Genomic DNA, 20,595 nt, shown 5'->3' with positions numbered 1-20,595 from the left:
GGCTACCGCGCGAGACGGGCGTCGATCTTCGAGGCGGCGTCGCTCACCAGCTTGTCGATGTCCGCATCCTTCTTCGTCAGCACCTGCTGGACGACCGGATCGAGCAGCGAGTAGACCTCCTGGCCCTTGTTCGACGGCTCGGGCAGCAGCTTCAGGCTCGTGGTCGAGTCGATGTAGCCCTGGAACTGCTTGACCGGGACGTTCACATACGGCTCGCGCCACTTGTTGTATTGGTCGTAGGTCTCCTGGCTCAGCGGCGTGATGCCCGGTCGCCCGACGAAGCCCTTGTCCGCGATCGTGGTCTTCGCGTCCTGCACGGCGAGCGCCTCGGTCGTGTACTTGTCGAACTGGTCGAACTTGATCCACTTCAGCGCCGCGACGACCTCGTTCTTGGTCGCCTTCGGGCTGATCATCTTCAGCGAGCCGCCGGTCAGGGTGCCGTTCGGGCCGCCGTCCTGCGGCAGCGCGCCGTGGCCGTAGTCGGCGGGCTTCATCCCGAAGTTCTTCACGCTCATGTCGTACGCGTCCGGCGCCTGCAGGACCATGCCGATCTTCCCCGCGGCGAAGTCCTGCCGGATCTCCTCCTGGTTGTAGAGGAAGTTGCTGCCCATCGAGTTGTCGGTCCAGCGCATGTCCTTGAGCAACTGCAGCGCCTTCTTGGTCGGCGCGTCGTTGAACGTGCTCTTCTTGCCGTCCTGGCTCTCGACGGTGCCGCCCATGCTGTACGTCATCGTGGTCAGCATCCAGCCGCCGGTGTTGTTCGTGGTCAGCTGCGCGTAGCCGGCCTTGCCGGTCTTCTCGGCGATCTGCTTGGCGTACTGCCGGACCTCGTCCCAGCTCGTCGGCGGCTTGTCCGGGTCGAGACCGGCCTGTGTGAACAGCGCGCGGTTGTAGGCCAGGCCGACCGAAAACACGTCGATCGGGACGCCGTAGATCCGCCCGTTCGCGTCCTGGACGATCTTCAGCACGTTCGGGTTCAGGTCCTTGGTCAGGTCGACCAGCTTCAGCTCGTCGGTGATGTCCGGGAGCTGCTTGTTCGGGATCATGTTGGCCGGCTCGGTGAAGCTGATGTTCATCACCGTCGGCAGCGTGCCGCCGGCCACCTGGGCCTGGAAGGTCTGCGCCTCCCACTTGGTCTCGGTCGACTTCACCGTGATGTTCGGGTACTTCGCCGTGAAGTCCTTGATCTTCTGCTCGAACGCCTTGATGTCGTTCGGCTTGTCAGGGGTCGGGCGGTCGCCGATCGTGATGGTGACCGGCGCCTTCTCGTCGATCTCGCCGCCGGCCGCAGCAGCGCCGCCGGACGACGGGTCCGTCGCCTTCGCGCAGCCGGCCGCCGCGAGCAGCAGCCCGGCCACCCCCAGGGCAGTCCCGTACCGGCCCCACCTGCTCACTCTCGTCATCGGAACTCCTCAGGTTTCCGGATGCCGCCGATGTGCTCTGAGCCACACACCGGCCAGGTCCCGAGTAAGTTAAACCAAGCGTGTTACTAACTCAAGAGCTGGCGCCCAGCTTTTGCCACAACGCTTTCGCAACATGTCGAGCCGCCGGCCCGGACACCGACGTACCAGGGACGAAAGGAGCCAGACATGGCCAACCAGATCGTGCACTTCGAGATCACCGGTACCGATCCCGCCCGGCTGCAGGCGTATTACCGCGGCCTCTTCGGGTGGAGCTTCGAGCTCGGCGACACCGTGTCCGGGAAGGTTTCGGAGCCGGGCCGGTACGGGTTCGTCGACGCCGGGATCGCCGGGCTCAACGGAGGTGTGGGAGGCGGGGCGTCGCTCCGGGCGAAGGTGCTGTTCTACGTCGGGGTGGATGACGTCGAGGCGGCGCTGGGACGGGCCGAGGAGCTTGGTGGACAGCGGGTGTTCGGGCCGGAGGGCGTGCCCGGGAAGCTGGTGGTCGGGCAGTTCACCGACCCCGAGGGCAACCTGATCGGGGTCGCCGGGGCGCAGTAAATCGGGTGCAGGTCGATGGCGCCGGCGGGGAGGATGGGCGCATGAAGCTGCGACCGGCGACCGCTGCCGACCTTCCCTTCCTGCTCGAGATGTTGCTCGAGGCGTGCAACTGGGACGGGACGCCCTGGTACGACGAGGAGAAGGCGCGGGCCGACGACCACGCGTGGCGGTACCTCGACGGCTGGCCGCGCGAGAGCGACTTCGGCGTGATCGCGGAACTCGACGACTCCCCCGCCGGCGCCACTTGGGCCCGTCAGCTCACCGCGGACCGCCCCGGCTACGGGTACGTCGGCGACGACGTACCCGAGCTCACCCTGGGCGTCTCCCCCGCCTTTCGCCGGCGCGGTGTCGCGCGAGCCGTCCTCGCCGAGCTGATCACCCAGGCGCGCGCTGCGTCGTACGAGCGCCTCTCACTCAGCGTCGATCCGGACAACCCGGCCCGCCGCCTCTACGAGTCCCTCGGCTTCCGCAAGACCGGTGTGGTCGGCACCTCGGACACGATGGTTCTCGAGCTCTAGCCGAAGCCGCGGACGCGGAACTGCATGACTCGGTAGGGCCAGCCGTTCGCCGTGTTCCACTGGCTGACGGACAGGTGCAGGTCCGAGAGCGTGGATCCGGGGATGACGTACCCGCCGTACAGCTGGGCGACGTGGTTGCCGTCCTCGGAACCCCAGGCGCCACCGTAGATCAGGGTCTGCCGGTACGCCGTGTAGAGGTTGGACGTCGGCGTGTCCATGATCATGCCGTCGATCCGGTAGTCGCCCGCGTTGAACCAGGTCAGCACCCATTTGCCGCCGAGCGGACGCAGGCTCATCTCGCCGAAGCTCCCGGTCAGGATCGGCGTCGCGGGGTTGCCCCACGCCCAGACGCCGTCGCGGTAACCCCACGGCTCGTACGCCGCCGGGTTCGCGATCTGCTCCTGGCGGACGCGCTTCAGGATGATCGGCTTGTTGCGCTGGAAACCGGTCGAGTAGACGTACACGTACCCGTCGTTCCCGAGCCCCCAGGTCAGCAGCTGGAACATCCCGCCGTCGATGTTCGGGCCGAACTTCGCGCCGGTGTGGTACCAGCTCGCGCCGGAGTTGTCCGACCGCCAGATCTCGGTCCAGACCACGTTGCCGAGCCCCTTGTTGACCATCGCGTGCAGGTACATCGACCCGCCGATGGTGATCACGTCCGACGGCAGCACGGTCGAGAACGTCGGGTTGTCGTGCGGGTAGTCCCACAACTGCTGAGCGGCGTCCCCGCCCACCGCGCCCGACCACTTCACGCCGGTGCCGAGGTTCGAGGTCGTCGACCAGAGCGCAACCGGCGATCGCCACCAACCGCCGCCGACCCGGGCCTCCTCGAACGTGTCGCCGAACATGAACAGCAGACGCCCGTCCGGCGTGCGCGCGGGGATCCCGAGATCCGTGGCCGCCATCCGGAACCGGTCGGTGAGGCCCGGCCCGGTCAGATCGGCGACCTTGTTGGTCAGCACGGCCTGGCTGCCTGCGAAGGCCCGGCCAGGGACGGCGGCCAGCACGCCGGCGCCGAGCGCGCCGCGGAGGAACGTGGATCGCTTCATCATCAGAACTCCCAACGGGGCGGTGGATGGGAAATCGATTTCTGGCTCACCCTCCCGCAGGTCCGATCCGAAGTCAACCCTTGAACCGGGCGCCGAAAGGCGTGGTGCAGCTCACGGTCACACGGGGCAGCGCGCCGGCATCTCTTGGGCATGACGAACACGACAGCGCTCATCACCGGCGCGAACAAAGGACTGGGTTACGAAACGGCTCGCCGGCTCGGCGAGATGGGATGGAAGGTCTTCCTCGGCGCACGCGACGAGCACCGAGGGCGAGAGGCCGCAGGCAAGCTTGCCGCGGACGGCATCGACGTCGTCTTCGTCCAGCTCGACGTCACCTCCGACACCTCGGTGGCCGGCGCGCTGGACGCCGTACGGCGGCACACCGAGCACCTCAACGTACTGGTCAACAACGCCGGCGCACCCGGACAGGTGATCCACCCGTCCGAGGCTTCCGCCGACGAGCTCCATGCCGTGTACGACGCGAACGTCTACGGACCGGTGCGGGTGACGCGGGCGTTCCTGCCGTTGCTCGAAGCGGCGGACAACCCGCGGGTGGTGATGGTGTCCAGCGCCGGCGGCGCCTTCAGCGTCGTACAGGACCCGGAGCAGCCGGTCTCGAAGATGCACGAGCTCGCCTACAGCTCGTCCAAGGCGGCGCTGAACATGCTCACCGTCCGGTACGCGCAGGCGCTGCCGGGCATCAAGTTCAACGCCATCACCCCGGGCGAGGTCGAGAAGCAGACATTCGCCGCCACGGACATGAACCAGCACAAGGGTCAGCTGACCGTCACCGAAGGCACCGACTCGATCATCCGGCTGGCGACGATCGGCCCGGACGGCCCGACCGGAACCTTCGAGGACCGGCTGGGACCGATCGCCTGGTGATCAGTCCTTGCCGGTCGCTACCGGGCGGGTGGGGTCGGTGATCCACTCCGACCAGCTGCCGATGTAGACGGCGGCTGGGATGCCGGCGGATTCCAGTGCGAGGGCTTCGTGGGCGGCGGTGACACCGGAGCCGCAGTAGACGGCCACGTCGGCGCCCTCCGTGACGCCCAGCGCGGTGAACCGCTGGCGGAGCTCGGCGGGCGTCCGGAAGTGCCCGCTCTCGGTGACGTTGGCGCCGGTCGGCGCGTTCACCGCCCCCGGGATGTGCCCGGCCACCGGATCCATCGGCTCCACCTCCCCCGCAAACCGCTCCGGAGCCCGCGCATCCAGCAGAATCCCCTTCGCGGCCACCGCGGCGGCCCCTTCAGCGTCGAGAACAGGAATATGCCCAGGAGTCGCCACGAACCCACCTGGCACACCTGGCACACCTCCTGACGGGACCTCGGTCGTCAGGTGTTCGCCGGCGGATTGCCAGGCGGCGCGGCCGCCGTCGAGGACTCGGACGTCGGTGAGGCCGAAGTAGCGGAAGGTCCACCAGGCGCGGGCGGCCGACATGGCGTTGTTCGCGTCGTAGACGACGACGGGGGTGTCGGCGGAGGTGATGCCGAGGCGGGCGAAGGTGGCTGTCACGGTGGTTGCGGTGGGCAACGGGTGACGGCCGGGGCCAGGCGGGGCGGCGAGCTCGGTGTCGAGGTCGACGAAGTACGCCCCGGGCAGGTGACCGGCGTCGTACGCCTCCTTGCCGGGCGGACCGGCCAGGTTCCACGTCACGTCGACCAGCACCGGAGCGGTCTCCAGTGCACGCAGCTCGTCCACAGTGATCAACGGGCTCATGACGCAGCTCCTCCGAACGGCAGGACTTCGGGTGACAGGGTGGCCCGGGCGCGGGCCTGGGTGAGGCGCCGGCGGTGGTGCCGGCGGCAGAGCACCTCGTACGCGACCTCGTGGTCCCGTGTCACGATGTCGCCCACCACCAGCTGCTCGCCCTCGGTCACCATCTCTCCACCGATCGTACGGGCGTTGTGCGTGGCCCGTTCACCGCACCAGCACAGCGCCTCGACCTGGAGCAGTTCCATCCGGTCGGCGAGCTCGACGAGCCGCGCCGACCCCGGGAACAGCGACGCCCGGAAGTCGGTCAGGATGCCGAAGCAGAACACGTCGATCTGCAGCTCGTCGACCAGCCGCGCGAGCTGCTCGATCTGCAGCGGGCTGTAGAACTGCGCCTCGTCGCACACCACGTAGTCGATCCGGCCGCCGTGGGTCAGCTCGCCGACGACGTAGTCCCAGAAGTCGAACTCGGTCCGCACCTCGACCGCGTCCGCGGACAGCCCGAGCCGCGACGAGAGGACCGACTCCCCCGCCCGGTCGTGGCTGGTGAAGATCCTGCCGAGCCTCCCGCGTGCCTTGTGGTTGTGATCCATCTGGAGTGCCAGGGTCGATTTCCCACAGTCCATCGTCCCGGTGAAATACAGGAGCTCCGCCACGGGCGAACATCCTGCCAAGTCAGAGGGCCGCACCGCACTCCGGGGTGTGTCGGAGGGGTGGCTTGGGTTCTGGGCCCCGGTTCAGCTTGAATGGATCGTGCGCAAAGCTCTGCTCGTCGTCCTCGTGGCCGTCCTGACGGTCGCCTCCGCCACCCTTCCGGCCGGTGCCGCGCCGGTCCGGTCCGAGGCGGGTCTGCGGGCGTACTTCGTGATCACCGCCCCCGGGCAGACCGGCAAGGTCACCGACGCCATCACGCAGAACGGCGGCACGGTCTACGCGACGTACGACGCGATCGGCGTGATCGTCGCGCACTCGGCGACGGCCGGTTTCGCGGACCAGTTGCGCGGTGTCGACGGTGTCGAGAAGGCCGGCGCCACCCGGACGTCGGACCTGCCCGCGGACGTGGCGAACCCGGCGATCCCGCAGGCGGTCCCGGAGACCCAGACGACGCAGGCCGAGACCGACCGCTCCGACATGACCCAGATCGGGGCGGACCGCGCCTGGGCGAAGAACCCCGGCTCGAAGAACATCACCGTCGGCGTGCTCGACACCGGCGTCGACGACCTGCACCCGGACCTGAAGCCCAACTTCGACGCGACCCGGTCGGCGTCGTGCGCGTACGGCAAGGTCGACACCCGGCCCGGCTCGTGGCGGCCGGTCGGCGAGCACGGGACGCACGTGGCCGGCACGATCGCCGGTGCGAAGAACGGGATCGGCATGATCGGGGTCGCGCCCGGTGTGAAGGTGTCCTCGATCCGGGTGGCCGAGGCCGGCAGCCAATTGTTCTTCCCGGAGAACACGGTGTGCGCGTTCATGTTCGCCGCCGACAAGGGCGTGTCGGTGACCAACAACAGCTACTACGTCGACCCGTGGCTGTTCAACTGCCCGAGCGACAAGGACCAGGACGCGATCGCGGAGGCGGTCCGCCGCTCCGTCGCGTACTCCGACAGCAAGGGCGTCGTGAACGTCGCCGCGGCCGGCAACGAGGACTACGACCTCGCGAACAAGACCGACGACGTGTCCAGCCCCGACGACTCGACCGCGACCGACCGCGCGGTCACCAACGACTGCATCAGCCTGCCGACCGAGCTCCCGAACGTGACCGTGGTCGCGTCGGTCGACCCGACCAGCGCGAAGTCGCCGTTCTCGAACTTCGGCGACAACAAGATCAACCTCGCCGCCCCGGGCCAGGCCGTGTACTCGACGGTGCCCGGCGGCGGCTACAAGATCCTCGAGGGTACGTCGATGGCGTCGCCGCACGTCGCGGGCGTCGCGGCCCTGATCCGCAGCGCCGACCCGAAGCTGTCGGCGGCCCAAGTCCGGGCCCGGCTCGCCCAGCAGGCCAACGACCTGGCCTGCCCTCCGGCTGCCTCCGGTGAGTGCAGCGGGTCCGCGGGCAACAACTCGTACTACGGCGAGGGCCTTGTCGACGCGGCCGAGGCGGTCGGTGCCGCGGAGGCCCAGCCGCAGGGCGCGATCTCGATCACCGAACCGTCCGAGCAGCTCGGTGTCGGCGGCATCCCGGCGATCCCGCTGCTGATGAAGGGCACCGGCGGCACCGGCGACATCAGCTACTCGGCGACCGGTCTGCCGCCCGGCCTGACGATCGACCCGGAGCGCGGCTGGATCACCGGCGTCCTGACCCCTGGCGCCGGTCGCTACAAGGTCACCGTCACCGCCCGCGACGGCGAAGCGAAGACCGCCAGCACGAGCTTCTTCTGGGACGTCTGGAGCTTCTAATAGCCCGCGTCGACGAGGAGCGGGATCTCCATCTCGTCCGCGGTCAGTGAGCCGTGCAGGCCGATCAGCCCGGCCTCTTGCGCGGCGCGCTTGCTCGCGACCAGCGCGACCGGTCCTAGCGTCGCCACAATGACATCTCCGAGTCGTGGCGTCACCCGGTCCTCGACGAGCGGGCCGAACCAGCCGCGCGCGATCGCCTCGGAGCGCGGGAGCACCAGCGCCTTCTCGCCGAGCCGCTCCCGGTAGACGGCGAGGACATCGGCCTCGGCGCCGGGCACGCAGTACAGGTGCCGGAACCGCGACTCGCCGCCGACGAGGGACACGCCCTCGGTCAGTGCGGGCTCGAGGTCCAGGTCGACGCGGTGCTCGGGTGCGACATCGACCATGCCGTGGTCGGCGACAACGACGAGCACGGCGTCCCGGGGCAGCGCCGACCGCACCTGCTGCGCGAATGTGTCGGCCGCGGTCAACTCCTTCTGCCACTGCCAAGAGTCGCAGCCCTGCTGGTGGCCGATGTAGTCCAGCTGCGAGTCATACACGTAGACCAGCGACGACTGGCCTTCCCGGCTCGCGAACCGGGTGGCGTCCAGGCGGTCCTCGACCGTGTCGGCCCCGCGGTGCGCACTCCCCCGGAACGCGGCGGCCGTCAGCCCTGAGCTGTCGAACCGCGACTTGCTGACGTTGCGCGTGGCGACGCCCGCCGCCGCGGCGCGGTCGAAGACCGTCCCGTGCGGCTGCCAGCGGCGGGGATCCACCGGGGCGTCCCAGGCCAGCGCATTCAGCAGCGCGCCGGTCTCCGGGACGATGGACGTGTAGCCGACGATGCCGTGCGCGCCCGGCGGCAGCCCGGTGCCGAGGCTCGTCAGGCTGACAGCGGTCGTCGACGGCACACCGGCGGTCAGGCTGCGGCCGGCCGGCATCAGCGACGACAGGTACGGCGCGGCGTCGCCGTAGCGCTTCAGGAGGTTCCAGCCGAGGCCGTCCAGCAGCAGAACGGCATACCGCGAGGCGGGTGGCAGGTCGAGCAGATTCGCCTCGCCCGGCACCGACAGCGCGCCGGCCACCGAGGGCAGGACGTCGGCGAGCGCGCCACCGCCGTACTGCGGGGCAACCGGCAGGATCACGGCATTACCTGCTGGTCGCGAACGAGAGGGCCTTCGCGAACTCGAGCACCTGCTGGATGCCCGCCGGGCCGTCGGCCGCGGCGCTGATCCGCAACGAGATGTCGTCGGCGGCGACGGACCCGGTGTAGCCGTGGTCGGCCTCGCAGTTCGGGTCGGCGCAGACGGCCGGCTCCAGGTCGATCCGGTTCACCATGCCCCAGCCGATGGTCAGCACGACCTCGCCGCTGCCCGCCACCGCGGGATCGGCCTTGCCGGTGGCGTAGCCGGCCGGGTTCGGCACGACGCGGTTCACGACGACGGCGTTCACCCGGTGCAGCGGGATCGCCTCGGTCGAGGTCGACGCATACGGCGCGCGGATCAGCTCGTCGGCCGCGTGCTCGTCGGTGTGGCCGACGATCAGCCGGGACGGGGTGAGCGCCAGGATCGTGATGTGCCGCCGGACCTCGTCCCGGTCGAACGTCGGCTCGTGCTGCAGCACGTAGGCCCGGATCGGCTCGCCGGCGATCGCCACCTCGAGCGAGTCGGTCACCACGTCGGGGTAGTAGCCGCACCGATCGATCGCCGCGCGCAGGTCGGCGGACGCATCGGTGAGCTCCGGTGCATTCAGGTCACGCATGCCCTCATCCTTGCACGACCGTGCCCCGGAGCGTTTCACCCAACACCTGCACCTGTGGACAACCGCGATCAGTTCGCACTTGCCTTCCGCAGCACGGGTGCACCGGCCGTACCGGCGAGCGTGACCAGGACGAGGCCCGCGACGACCTGTCCGAGCAGCAGCAAGACACCGGAACTCCCGCCGGTCATCACCTTTCCGCCGCTCAACGCCAGCCCGCACAGCGCGCCGAACCCGACGACGGGCAGACCGACCCCCACGACAGGTACGACGGCCGCCAGCCGCGCGGCCCGCTCGATCACCGACAGCGGCACACCCGAGCGCCGCAGCGCCCGTGCGGGAGCCGCCTGGTCCAGCGCCGTACCGACTGCGCCCGCGGCAGTCGAGGCGGCCACGGTGAGGAACACCAGCGACAACAGCAATGCCACACCGATCCGCATGTCGTTGAAGCTCGGGTCGTCCTTACCGGGCGGCATGAACACCGAGATGAAGCCGGTGACGAAACCGGACAGCACGAGCGCGGCCACGGGCCGGAAGGCGCCCTTCGGGTCGTCGACCAATCGCCGGCCGGCCAGCAACATGACCGGACCGTTCGCCGCCTTCGCCATTGCCTTGCCGACCAGTTGCACCGCCCATGGTCCGATGATGCGCACGGCGAGTGCGGCGAACCCGACCCCGATCAGCAAGGGCAGAACGGCCGCCTGCATGCCGTAGTACGCCAGGATCACCGGGCCGATGATCAGGAGCCCCAGCCGCAGCACGCTGAGGCCCTTGCGCGTCTGGCCGCGTACGACGCCCAGTGGGGTGATGCTGACGCGCCCGAGCCCGATCAGCGCGCTGATCACGGACAGAACGGGTACGGCGGCGAGTACGACGAGCACTGTCCACCACTGGACGGTGATGTCGCCGACGTACCAACGGCCGCCGCCGAGCGGGATCCGCGCGATCAGCGGACTCAGGACCGTGTAGCCGACCAGGCCGACGACTGCACCGGCCAGACCGAGCACGGCTTGTTCTACTGCGCTCAGCCAGAGCACCTGGGTCCGAGTGGCACCGGCGAGACGCAGTGCGGCCAGCCGGTGCTCGCGACGCTTCGCCGCGACACCAGCGGCCTGTCCGACGAGGCTGAGGATCGGGAACAGCACCAGGGTGATGCCGAACGCCACTGCGATGAGCAGGCCGAGCATGCGACTGTCCCAGACCTTCTCGTGCCAGCTGCTCACGTACTGCGGGTGCTCGTCGGCGGGGATCGTTTCGACGCCACGGATGACGATGAACTCCTCCGGCGACGACAGTCCCTTGTCGCTGATCACACCGGTCGGCTTGTCGACGCCGTACTCCTTGCTGAGGCTGGACCAGCGCTTCGCGACCTCCGGGGACACGAAGACCTCTCCGGCCTTGGGTGTGTGGTCGAGGCCGGGCGGCGGCGCCAGCTCGTTGGGCTTGAGCGTGGCCAGTTCGAGGACTGTGAGGCGGTGGCCGTCAACGCGCTGGTCGTCGTCGAGCTTCATCGTTCCGATGGCGGTCGCCGGATCGGCCTTGTCGCCGCTGCGCCACCCGATCCGCTCGGAACGCTGCGACAAGCCGAGCGATCCGGCGATCAGGAACGTGACGAGCAGCGCGACCACCGCGGTCGCCCCGAACGCGGCCAAGTTCGCGGCGCGCCCGCCCGGCCCCGGCCGCCGTACGAACCGCAGCCCCAGGTCAGTCATCGGGTTCACGGCCGCACCCCCGGCCCGAGCGGTCCGGCCGTCGGAGCGAAGCCGGTCCCGTCGCTGACGCGGCCGTCGACGATGTGGAGGGCTCGGTGGCAGCGAGCGGCAACCGCGTTGTCGTGGGTGACGACGACTACCGCGGCGCCGCGGTACGTGGCCGCGCCGACGAGCAGGTCGATGACCTGGGAGCCGGTGGCGGCGTCCAGCGCGCCCGTCGGCTCGTCGGCGAACACCACTTGCGGCTCCCCGACCAGGGCCCGCGCGATGGCGACCCGCTGGGCCTGACCGCCGGACAGCTCACCGGGTCGACGGCCCACCTCGGCAGCGAGCCCGACCTGGGCCAGCGTCGTACGCGCCCGTCCGATCGCCTCATGCCGGCTCAGACCGTCGACCATGAGCGGAAGGGCGACGTTCTCGTCCGCGGGGAGCTCGGCGAGCAACTGGTTGTCCTGGAACACGAAGCCGAGACGACGGCGGCGCAAAACCGTCCGGGCCGCGTCGTTCAGCTGGTCGACACGTTCGCCGCCCAGCCACACCTCGCCCTGGTCCGGCGTGAGGATGCCGGCGAGCACATGCAGCAGGGTGGTCTTGCCGTTACCGCTCGGGCCCATGACCGCGAGCGCTTCGCCGGACCGGACAGCGACGTCGACACCGGCCAGGCCGACCACGCTGCCGTAGTGCTTGACCAAGCCGTGACCGCTGAGCACGACCTGGGGCTGGGGACTCTGAAAGTTCATACCGCAGAGCCTTCCGGGAACGGCGACGGCGATCGTCGGCCCGCGGACCGGTCTTGCCGTCGTCTTCCGGCGCCTTTCGACTGTGCGGCGTACGACCCAGGTCGTACGTCAGTCGGTCCGAAACGCCGACGGGTAGGCGTCGCGGTAGCTCGGGATCGAGCCCGCCGGCGTCTGCACGGACTCGGCGTTGAGCATCGCGTGCACGATTGCCCGCGACAGGGTCCGCGCGCCGGCGGCGAACAGGGTCTCCAGCTGACCGATCGCGGCCGGATCGGTCACGCCCAGCCGCGGCTCGCCGGCCGCACCCGTCGACAGCGCGAAGATGCTGTCGCCGTCGACCAGCGTGTGGATCGGGTCGATGGCCCGGGCCAGACCGTCGTGCGCGATCATCGCCATCCGTTGCGCGGCGGCCTTGTCCAGCGGTACGTCGGTGGCCAGGACGGCGATCACGGTGTTCATCGAGGGCCCGGGGATCAGGTTGCGCCCGGGCGCGGCGGGCGGCGGCGGCTCGACCGGTGTCCGCAGGTGACCGAACTCGGCGCCGAGGCCGAGGCGGGCGCCGTACAGGTTGCCGCCGGCATCCACTGTGGAGCCGGCCGCGTTCACGATCACCAGCGCGCCGACCGTCGTCCCGTCGTCGAGCCGGACGCTCGCGGAACCGACACCGCCCTTCAGGGACCGGGCCCGGGCGCCGGCTCCCGCGCCGTGGTTGCCGAGGGCAACCGGTCCGTCGGTGGCGGCGTCGAATGCGTCCGCTCCCCAGGACGGCTCCGGGCGGGCCTTGAAGTCGCCGCCGCGGGCGAGGTCGAAGATCACCGCGGCCGGCACGATCGGCACCACGTCGTACTCGCCCTGGCCGACCCGGACGCCTTCGCCGCGCTCCTCGAGCCGGTGCATCACGCTGCCCGCGGTGTCGAGCCCGTACGCGCTGCCGCCGGTCAGGACGACCGCGTTCACCCCGCCGTTGGAGTTCACCGGTGCGAGCAGGTCGGTCTCGCGGGTGCCGGGCGCGCCGCCGCGGACGTCGACGCCGGCGACGGCCGTCCCGGGGGCGTAGACGACCGTCGTACCGGTCAGGTACGGCGGGTCGACGCGCTCGACCTGGCCGACCAGGATTCCGGGGACATCGGTGATCGCGTTGTGCGGACCAGGTTGCATGCCGACGATCTTAAATCCGGTTGCGGGCCGCACTAGCGTGAAGGCATGAACGCCGATCAGCTCTGTGGTCTGCTGGCCGAACCGTCGAGGTTGCGGACGTACTCCGCGATCGTCCTCGGCGCCTCCACTCCCGAGCAGGTCGCCGGGAGCACGGGGCTCGCAGCGCCGGTCGTGGCGAAGGCGTTGCAGCGGCTGACCAAGGGCGGGCTGATCGCGGCGAGCCGGGACGGATTCACGGCCGACGAGGGCGCGTTCAAGGACGCCGTGCGGGACAGCCGGCCGGAGTGGGTGCCGCTCGATCCCGACCCGGCGCGGGACAACGTGCTGAAGTCGTTCATCCGCGACGGGCGGTTGACGCATTTCCCGACGTTCCCGGACAAGTACCGGGTCGTGCTCGAGTACATCGTGCAGGACTTCGAGACCGGCCGCGCGTACCCCGAGCCCGAGGTCAACGAGATCCTCAACCGCCGGCACCCGGACCACGCCGCCCTCCGCCGCGGTCTCGTCGACGCCCGGCTTCTCAGCCGGAAGAACAGCATTTACACCCGCTCGGCCTGAGCTGGGTGGCAGCTCGACAGGACGTATCCGCCCACGACGCCGGATCGCCGGTGCCGCTGAGCGTGAACTCGGGCAGGCCGGCCGGACACGTCCTGTCGAGCTGCCACATCAGGTGAGGCGGCGGGCGGGCGTGTCCTGCCTGGGCTTTTCGTTCGGGGCGATGCGGACTCTCGTGTCCAGCACGGTGGCGCCCTGGGCGGAGACCAGGACCGAGCGGAGGTCGAGGCGGACCACCTCCTCGAGGTCGAGGGTGAGCCTTGAGACGCGGTGCAGGAGGTTCTCGATGGCGGAGATGTCCACCGGGTCGGAGCCGCGGTAGCCGTACAGCAGGGGGGCCGCCTTGACCTCGCGGACCATCTCGGCCGCGTCCCGCGTGGTCAGCGGCGGCATCCGGTACGAGCGGTCGCCGAGCAGGTCGGTGGCCACACCGGACAGACCGAACGTGACGACCGGCCCGAACGACACGTCCTCGATCGTCGAGATCACCACCGGCACGCCGGGCGGCGCCATCTTCTGGACGACGAACTGCGCCCGCCCCGGGTCCGACGCGACCCCGAAGGTGTGGGTCATCTCGGCCCACGCCGCGCGCATGTCGTCCTCGTCGTGGATGTGCCGCCAGATGTCGGCGAGGTCCGGCCGCATCCGCCACTGCTCCGCGGTCGCCTTCAGGATCACCTCGAAACCGAGGTCCGCGGCCCGGTCGACCGCCTCGTCGGCGCTCAGCACCGGGAAGGCCGGCAGCACCGAGATTCCGTAGAAGCTCAGCAGCCGCTGCCGATCGGCGTCGTCGAGGTCCGCGCCGCCCGGGTGCCGCTGCAGGAACTCCGCGACGAAGTCCTCTCCCCCGGCGGTGTCGATGTCCGGCAGGTCCGGGATCCGGCTGTCCGAGCGGCGCCGCCACTCGGCGTACTGCGTCGCCTTCGCGAGCGCGCCGACGGCGTACTGCGGGTTGAGGAACGACGGGATCGAGCCGCGGGCCGCGCCGCCGTCCTCGTCCGGCACCCGCAGCTGTTCGGGCACGCTGCGGGAGGCGAGGAACGTCGACACCACGGGCTTGTCCGAGCCCGCGGCGGCCGCGGCGAGCACCTGTGCGACCTCGCCGCCGTTCGACTGCACCGGCGGTGTGTAGATCACCACGACCGAGTGCACCTTGTCGTCGGCGAAGACCTCCGACAGCGCGAGCCCGAAGTCCGACGCGGTCGCGTCGGGGCTCAGGTTCCGCGGCTCGCCCGCCACGTCCAGGCCGCAGCCGGCCATGGTGTCGAGCGCGAGCAGGGTCAGCGCGTCGGAGTTCGAGACGATCGCGACCCGGCGGCCCTTCGGCAGCGGCTGGTGCGCGAGCAGCTGGGCGACGTCGAACAGCTCGCCGGTGGTGTCCACTCCGATCAGGCCGCTCTGCCGGAACATCGACTCGATCGTGGCCGGCGGCAACTGGCTGCGCCTGACCAGCTGCCCGACCGGCACGCCCTGGGTCGCGCGGCCCGATTTCAGCGCGATCACCGGCTTGCGACCGGCCAGCCGCCGGGACACCCGGCTGAACTTGCGTGGGTTGCCGAGCGACTCCAGGTACAGCAGGACGACCTCGGTGGCTTCGTCGGAGTACCAGAACTGCATCAGGTCGTTGCCGGACACGTCGGCCCGGTTGCCGGCCGAGACGAAGCTCGACAGGCCGAGGCCACGACCGACCATGTCGGCCAGGATCGGTACGCCGAGCGCGCCGGACTGGCAGAAGAACGCCACCCGGCCCTTGCTCGGCATCAGCGGTGACAGCGTCGCGTTCAGCGAGACGCCGCTCGCGGTGTTGATCAGCCCGAGCGCGTTCGGCCCGATCACCCGCATGCCGTACGAGCGGGCGAGGCCGACGAGGTACCGCTGCCGTTTGCGCCCCTCGTCGCCGATCTCGGCGAACCCGCTCGAGACCACGACCAGCCCGCGCACCCCCTTGGCGGCACAGTCCAGAACGACGTCCGCGACCATCTCCGCCTTGACCGCGACCACCGCGAGGTCGACCGTGCCCTCGACGTCCCGGATTGTCGGGTACGCCGGGACGCCCTCGATCTCTGTACCGGGACTGGCCTTCGTATCGGTGTTCACGGCGTACAACCGGCCCGGGAACCCGCCGTCGCGGAGGTTGCGCAGCAGCGCGTTGCCGATCGTGCCCTCGCGGCGGCTCGCGCCGATCACCGCGACGCTCTGCGGCGTCAGCAGCCGCGCGATCGACAGCGCCTCGGAGCGCTGCTCGCGGGCCTGCATCACCCCGAACGACGTGTCGGTCGGCGCGATGTCGAACTCGACCATGATCACGCCGTCCTCGAACTCCCGGGCGACCTTGTAGCCGGCCTCGGTGAAGACCGTGATCATCTTCCGGTTGTCGGGCAGCACCTCGGCGACGAAGCGGTGGATGCCGTTCTCGCGGGCGGCCTGGGCGAGGTGCTCGAGGAGCAGCTGGCCGAGCCCGCGGCCCTGGTGCGCGTCCTCGATCAGGAACGCGACCTCCGCCGTCCGGCGGCCGGTGCCCTCGTAGCGGCCGACGCCGATCATCTCGTCACCGACGGTCACGATCAGCGCCAGGCGCTGGTGGTAGTCGACCTGCGTGAACCTCGCCACATCCCGCTCGGACAGTTCGGGATACGGGGCGAAGAAGCGGTAGTACTTCGACTGTTCGGACACCCGGGCGTAGAACGCCACCAGCAGGCCCGCATCGGCCGGGGCGATCGGGCGCAGGTGCGCGGTCGCGCCGTCCCGCAGGACGACGTCGGCCTCGTACTCCGCCGGATAGCCGTCCGGCAGCTGCTGGTCATACTGGTCCGGCACCTGGCAAGCGTACTCAAACCCACCCGGCGGAGGTGATGAATTTGGTCGAGCGGATCGCGCCCGTGCTGGTGTTCCTGATCGCGGTGACCGTCATCGCCGAGCTGGCCGACCAGGCCAAGGTCTTCGACGTCGCGGCCCGCGAGGCGGCGCACCTGGCGCGCGGCCGGGTGTGGCGGCTCTGGCTGCTCGTCGTCGCGCTCGCCACCGGCCTCACGATCGTGCTGTCGCTCGACACCTGCGCCGTGCTGCTGACACCGGTCGTGCTCTCGATGGCCCGCCAGCTCGACATCCCGCCGAAACTCTTCGCGTTCACGACCGTCTGGCTGGCCGGGACGGCGTCGCTCCTGCTGCCGGTGTCCAACCTCACGAACCTGCTCGCCTTGCATCCGTTCCGCCAACTGGACGTCAGCTACCTGTCGGTGAGCTGGCGCCCGGCCATCGCGGCGATCGCGATCACCGTAGCGGTGCTCGCGGTGCTGTTCCACCGCGACCTCCCACGCCGGTACCTCGTCCCGCCGACGCCTGCGGTCGACGACAAGGTCCTGTTCTGGGGCTCCGCGGCCGTCTGCCTGCTGCTCGGCCCGGCGTTCGTCTCGGGTATCGAGGTCGCGTGGCCGGCGAGCATCGGGGCAGTCGTCCTGGTCGTGCTCTTCGCGGTCCGGCGGCGCAGCGTGCTCAGGTGGTCGCTGATCCCGTTCAAGCTCGTCGGCACCGTCGTGGTGCTGTTCACCGTCGTCGGCTTCCTGAGTTCACACGGGCTCGAGGACATCCTGCGCCGCATCGCCGGGACCACCTCCGAGCTGCGGCTGAGCGCGACCGCCGCCCTCGGGGCGAACCTCTTCGACAACCTCCCGGCGTACCTCGCCATGGAGCCGGTCGCCTCGGACAGCCCGCACCGCCTGCTCGCGCTGCTCATCGGCGTCAACTGCGGCTGCCTGCTGACCCTGTGGGGATCGCTCGCCACACTCCTGTGGCGAGCGCGCTGTGACGCCGCCCGGGTCGACATCTCGTGGTGGTCGTTCCTGTGGCGCGGACTGATCCTCACGCCACTCGTCGTGACTGGAGCCGTTCTCGCGCTGAATGGGTAATGTGCGACTCATGGCGACGGAGCAGAGCACTTCGGAGGTCACCCGGGAGTTCCGGGCCGCGCGGGACTTCCTGGTGGCGCATCGCGACGACTACGAGACGGCGTACCGGGACTTCCGGTGGCCGGCGTTCGAGCGGTTCAACTGGGCGCGCGACTGGTTCGACGCGCTCGCCGTCGAGCAGCCCGAGGTGGCGGCGCTGACGATCGTCGAGGAGGACGGCGAGGTCAACCGGCGGACGTACGCCGAGATGGCCGAGCGGTCCCGTCAGGTGGCCGGCTGGCTGACCGAGGCCGGCTTGCGGCCGGGCGACCGCGTACTCATCGTGCTGGGCAACCAGGTCGAGCTGTGGGAGACCATGCTCGGCTGCATCCGGGCTGGGGCCGGCATGATTCCCGCGACCACGCTGCTCACCGACGCCGACCTCGCGGACCGGATCACCCGCGGCAACGTCCGCGCCGTCGTCACCAGCGGCGCCGACGCCGGCCGGTACGCCGGGATCGCGGACCACTGCATCCGGGTGGCCGTCGGCGAGCCCGCCGAGGGGTGGCTGCACTACGCCGACTCGCTGACCTACGACGGCCCGGTTCCCAGGGTCGACACCGCGGCCGACGACTCGCTGCTGCTGTACTTCACGTCCGGTACGACGAGTCAGCCGAAGCTGGTCGAGCACACGCAGGTCAGCTACCCGGTCGGTCATCTCTCGACGATGTACTGGATCGGTCTGCAGCCCGGCGACGTCCACCTGAACGTGTCGTCGCCCGGCTGGGCGAAGCACTCGTGGAGCAACGTCTTCGCCCCGTGGAACGCCGGCGCCACCGTCTTCCTCTACAACTACACACGGTTCGACGCCGAGAAGATGCTGCAGGTGTTGCAGGAGTACGTCGTCACCACGTTCTGCGCACCGCCGACGGTGTGGCGGATGCTGATCCAGGCCGACCTGTCCGCGGTCGATGTCCAGATCCGCGAGTGCATCTCGGCCGGCGAGCCGCTGAACCCCGAGGTGATCGAGCAGGTCCGGGCCGCCTGGGACGTCACGATCCGGGACGGGTACGGCCAGACCGAGACGACCGCACAGATCGGCAACCCGCCCGGCCAGCCGGTGAAGGTCGGCTCGATGGGCCGCCCGCTGCCCGGGTACAGCATCGCGCTGATCGACCCGGCGACCGACGAGATCGGCGACGACGGCGAGATCTGCATCGAGCTGGCGCCCCCGCCGGTCCCGCTGATGCGCGGCTATCGGGACGCCGACGCGATGACCGCTGAGGTGATGCGGAACGGGTACTACCACACCGGCGACGTCGCGAGCCGGGACGAGGACGGCTACATCACCTACGTCGGCCGCTCCGACGACGTGTTCAAGGCCAGCGACTACCGCATCTCGCCGTTCGAGCTGGAGTCGGTGCTGATCGAGCACCCGGCGGTCGCCGAGGCCGCCGTCGTGCCGTCGCCCGACCCGGTGCGCCTCGCCGTACCGAAGGCGTACGTCGTGCTCGCGGCCGGGCACGAGCCGTCCCGGGAGCTGGCCGGCGAGATCCTCGCGTTCTGCCGCGAGCACCTGGCGCCGTACAAGCGGATCCGGCGGCTCGAGTTCGCCGAGCTGCCGAAGACGATCTCGGGCAAGATCCGCCGGGTCGAGCTGCGCGCGGACGAGGCGGCGAAGGTGGAGAGCGGGACCGGCGGCCAGACGTACGACGAGTCCGACTTCCGGTAAGTGTCCTTCCACACCGGGCTCGGCTGGGCCGCCGTCGTCGTCCTGCCGCTGCTGATCGCGCTCGGCGTCGGGGCGTCGCGGTACGCCGGGCTGCGGCACGACAAGGGCATCGTCACGGCGGCGTTGCGCGCTGTCGTGCAGCTCGCCGCGGTCGGGGCCGTCGTCGGGATCGCGCTGCAGCACACCCTCGGCGCGATCGCGTTCGTCCTGCTGATGTTCGTGGTCGCGACGGTGACGAGCACCCGGCGGGTCCAGCACACCCTGCGCGTCCCCCGCCAGTGGGCGTACTGCGCGGCGTCGATCGGCGGCGGCGCGTTCGTCGTACTGCTGCTGCTGATCCTGCCCGGTGTCGTCCCGCGGAACCCGGCGAGCATCCTGCCGATGGGCGGGATCATCGTCGGCGGGGCGATGACCGCGACCACCCTCGCCGGCCGCCGGGTGCTCAGCGAGTACCGCAACCGCTACGGCGAGTTCGAGGCGGGACTGTCGATCGGGCTGCTGCAGCGCGACGCGTTCAAGCTCGTCGCCGGGCCGGTCGCGGGTGACGCGTTGCTGCCCGCGCTCGACCAGACCCGGACCGTCGGCCTCGTCACGCTGCCCGGCGCGTTCGTCGGCATGGTCCTCGGCGGCGCCTCACCAACACAGGCGGCCGCGCTCCAGCTGGTCGTCCTGATCGGGCTGGTGGCCGCCGAGGCGCTGGCGATCCTGGTCCTCACCGAGCTGCTGTCGCGCTCGGCCCTTCCGGACGGGCGTACCGTTTCCCCATGAACGACGACAAGAGCATCTTCAGCCGGATCGACGAGCTGGTGTCGGAGGAGCACGAGCTGCGCTCCAAGCACGCCGCGGGACAGGTCGACAACGCCGACGAGCAGACCCGGCTCCGGGCGCTCGAGGTCGAGCTGGACCAGTGCTGGGACCTGCTCCGCCAGCGCCGCGCCAAGCGCGAGTTCGGCGAGAACCCCGACTCCGCGCAGGCCCGCTCGAGCGACACCGTCGAGGGCTACCTGAACTAGAAACCCCTCAGTTTCCCGGGAGTGATCCGGACCAGCACCGAGTAGTCCTGGTGGAACTGGTCCGGAGTCATTCCGAGGCCGGCGATGTCCGCGGCGTACTTCGTGTTGTACGCCGTCAGCGCCGCGCCGTCGATCGGCTCCGCCTCGATCACCGCCGTCCCGGAGATCACGCCCACGTCTCCCCCGGTGTGCGTCGCGTTGAAGTGCACCGCGACCTGCGGATGGGCGGCGATGTTGCGCAGCTTCGCCGTGCCGGGCTGACTGCTGATCAGCAGCTCGTCGTCGTGCCAGAGGAACCACACCGGTGTCGGCGCCGGCGTCCCCGACGGGGCCACGGTGGTCAGCCAGATCACCCGCTCGTCACCCAGCTGCTGTGCGATCCGCCGGCCGAACCCGGTGGAAGTGTCGATCGTGAACATCGGTGCC

At 70.2% G+C, this 20,595-nt stretch carries 20 protein-coding genes; 9 read left to right on the top strand and 11 right to left on the bottom strand.

Annotated elements, in window-relative coordinates; all coding sequences use genetic code 11:
- Positions 1–2 precede the first annotated feature (2 nt).
- Positions 3–1,403, bottom strand: coding sequence for an ABC transporter substrate-binding protein (locus ACWEOO_RS04645; protein WP_452141785.1), 1,401 nt, complete (start codon positions 1,401–1,403; stop codon positions 3–5).
- Positions 1,404–1,589: 186 nt separating this feature from the next.
- On the opposite strand from ACWEOO_RS04645, the gene ACWEOO_RS04640 reads away from it, so the two are divergent.
- Both ACWEOO_RS04640 and ACWEOO_RS04635 read left to right on the top strand, forming a co-directional pair.
- Complete coding sequence (locus ACWEOO_RS04640; protein WP_452141784.1) at positions 1,590–1,961, top strand: VOC family protein; 372 nt, start codon at positions 1,590–1,592, stop codon at positions 1,959–1,961.
- 41 nt (positions 1,962–2,002) lie between these two features.
- Positions 2,003–2,479: an N-acetyltransferase family protein gene (locus ACWEOO_RS04635; protein WP_452141783.1), complete on the top strand. Its 477-nt coding sequence runs from the start codon at positions 2,003–2,005 to the stop codon at positions 2,477–2,479.
- On the opposite strand, the gene ACWEOO_RS04630 is transcribed toward ACWEOO_RS04635, so the two are convergent.
- On the bottom strand, positions 2,476–3,531 hold the full coding sequence (locus ACWEOO_RS04630; RefSeq protein ID WP_452141782.1) for a DUF4185 domain-containing protein: 1,056 nt from the start codon (positions 3,529–3,531) through the stop codon (positions 2,476–2,478). The two genes, ACWEOO_RS04635 and ACWEOO_RS04630, sit on opposite strands and share 4 nt — an antisense overlap.
- 147 nt (positions 3,532–3,678) lie before the next feature.
- Between ACWEOO_RS04630 and ACWEOO_RS04625 the strand changes: the two genes are divergently transcribed.
- Positions 3,679–4,413 carry an SDR family NAD(P)-dependent oxidoreductase gene (locus tag ACWEOO_RS04625; protein WP_452141781.1) on the top strand — a complete coding sequence of 245 codons (735 nt, stop codon included), beginning with the start codon at positions 3,679–3,681 and terminating at the stop codon, positions 4,411–4,413.
- On the opposite strand, the gene ACWEOO_RS04620 is transcribed toward ACWEOO_RS04625, so the two are convergent.
- Together ACWEOO_RS04620 and ACWEOO_RS04615 are read right to left on the bottom strand one after the other, a co-directional pair.
- The gene (locus tag ACWEOO_RS04620; protein ID WP_452141780.1) at positions 4,414–5,247 is read right to left on the bottom strand and encodes a sulfurtransferase; all 834 of its coding nucleotides are present in this window, start codon (positions 5,245–5,247) and stop codon (positions 4,414–4,416) included.
- Entirely contained in the window at positions 5,244–5,897 is a 654-nt protein-coding gene (locus ACWEOO_RS04615) for a thymidine kinase (RefSeq protein WP_359928411.1), read from the bottom strand. Before ACWEOO_RS04615 ends, ACWEOO_RS04620 begins: the two co-directional genes overlap by 4 nt.
- Positions 5,898–5,994: 97 nt before the next feature.
- On the opposite strand from ACWEOO_RS04615, the gene ACWEOO_RS04610 reads away from it, so the two are divergent.
- Positions 5,995–7,638: a S8 family peptidase gene (locus tag ACWEOO_RS04610; RefSeq protein WP_452141779.1), complete on the top strand. Its 1,644-nt coding sequence runs from the start codon at positions 5,995–5,997 to the stop codon at positions 7,636–7,638.
- Here the strand turns inward: ACWEOO_RS04610 and ACWEOO_RS04605 are convergent.
- The 5 genes from ACWEOO_RS04605 to ACWEOO_RS04585 all read right to left on the bottom strand — a co-directional run bounded on the left by ACWEOO_RS04605 (position 7,635) and on the right by ACWEOO_RS04585 (position 12,985).
- Positions 7,635–8,762, bottom strand: coding sequence for an alkaline phosphatase family protein (locus tag ACWEOO_RS04605; RefSeq protein WP_452141778.1), 1,128 nt, complete (start codon positions 8,760–8,762; stop codon positions 7,635–7,637). The two genes, ACWEOO_RS04610 and ACWEOO_RS04605, sit on opposite strands and share 4 nt — an antisense overlap.
- Positions 8,763–8,766: 4 nt before the next feature.
- Positions 8,767–9,378, bottom strand: a complete 612-nt coding sequence (locus ACWEOO_RS04600; protein ID WP_359928418.1) for a DUF5998 family protein — start codon at positions 9,376–9,378, stop codon at positions 8,767–8,769.
- Between the two features lie 68 nt (positions 9,379–9,446).
- Positions 9,447–11,087, bottom strand: coding sequence for an FtsX-like permease family protein (locus ACWEOO_RS04595; protein WP_452142042.1), 1,641 nt, complete (start codon positions 11,085–11,087; stop codon positions 9,447–9,449).
- 5 nt (positions 11,088–11,092) lie between these two features.
- Entirely contained in the window at positions 11,093–11,827 is a 735-nt protein-coding gene (locus tag ACWEOO_RS04590; protein ID WP_359928420.1) for an ABC transporter ATP-binding protein, read from the bottom strand.
- Between the two features lie 108 nt (positions 11,828–11,935).
- Positions 11,936–12,985 (bottom strand): P1 family peptidase, encoded by a 1,050-nt coding sequence (locus tag ACWEOO_RS04585; RefSeq protein WP_452141777.1) that lies wholly within the window; start codon positions 12,983–12,985, stop codon positions 11,936–11,938.
- Positions 12,986–13,030: 45 nt separating this feature from the next.
- Here ACWEOO_RS04585 and ACWEOO_RS04580 point away from each other — a divergent pair, with 45 nt between their 5' ends.
- Positions 13,031–13,543 carry a DUF2087 domain-containing protein gene (locus tag ACWEOO_RS04580; RefSeq protein WP_452141776.1) on the top strand — a complete coding sequence of 171 codons (513 nt, stop codon included), beginning with the start codon at positions 13,031–13,033 and terminating at the stop codon, positions 13,541–13,543.
- Positions 13,544–13,651: 108 nt separating this feature from the next.
- Here the strand turns inward: ACWEOO_RS04580 and ACWEOO_RS04575 are convergent, their stop codons facing one another.
- The gene (locus ACWEOO_RS04575; protein ID WP_452141775.1) at positions 13,652–16,357 is read right to left on the bottom strand and encodes a bifunctional acetate--CoA ligase family protein/GNAT family N-acetyltransferase; all 2,706 of its coding nucleotides are present in this window, start codon (positions 16,355–16,357) and stop codon (positions 13,652–13,654) included.
- A gap of 35 nt (positions 16,358–16,392) precedes the next feature.
- Between ACWEOO_RS04575 and ACWEOO_RS04570 the strand changes: the two genes are divergently transcribed.
- Genes ACWEOO_RS04570 through ACWEOO_RS04555 form a run of 4 tightly spaced genes read left to right on the top strand, consistent with a single transcriptional unit; the run spans position 16,393 to position 20,169 of the window.
- Positions 16,393–17,445, top strand: a complete 1,053-nt coding sequence (locus tag ACWEOO_RS04570) for an SLC13 family permease (RefSeq protein WP_452141774.1) — start codon at positions 16,393–16,395, stop codon at positions 17,443–17,445.
- A 10-nt stretch (positions 17,446–17,455) separates the two neighbouring features.
- Entirely contained in the window at positions 17,456–19,156 is a 1,701-nt protein-coding gene (locus ACWEOO_RS04565; protein ID WP_452141773.1) for an AMP-binding protein, read from the top strand.
- Positions 19,157–19,924: an ABC transporter permease gene (locus ACWEOO_RS04560; protein ID WP_452141772.1), complete on the top strand. Its 768-nt coding sequence runs from the start codon at positions 19,157–19,159 to the stop codon at positions 19,922–19,924.
- Positions 19,921–20,169 (top strand): DUF2630 family protein, encoded by a 249-nt coding sequence (locus ACWEOO_RS04555; RefSeq protein WP_452141771.1) that lies wholly within the window; start codon positions 19,921–19,923, stop codon positions 20,167–20,169. Before ACWEOO_RS04560 ends, ACWEOO_RS04555 begins: the two co-directional genes overlap by 4 nt.
- On the opposite strand, the gene ACWEOO_RS04550 is transcribed toward ACWEOO_RS04555, so the two are convergent.
- On the bottom strand, positions 20,166–20,588 hold the full coding sequence (locus ACWEOO_RS04550) for a TIGR03667 family PPOX class F420-dependent oxidoreductase (protein ID WP_452141770.1): 423 nt from the start codon (positions 20,586–20,588) through the stop codon (positions 20,166–20,168). The genes ACWEOO_RS04555 and ACWEOO_RS04550 overlap by 4 nt on opposite strands.
- Positions 20,589–20,595 lie beyond the last annotated feature (7 nt).

It is taken from the genome of Kribbella sp. NPDC004138 (assembly GCF_053603655.1).
Note: the sequence above shows the minus strand (reverse complement) of the source record. Positions and strands in the feature narration are given on the sequence as shown.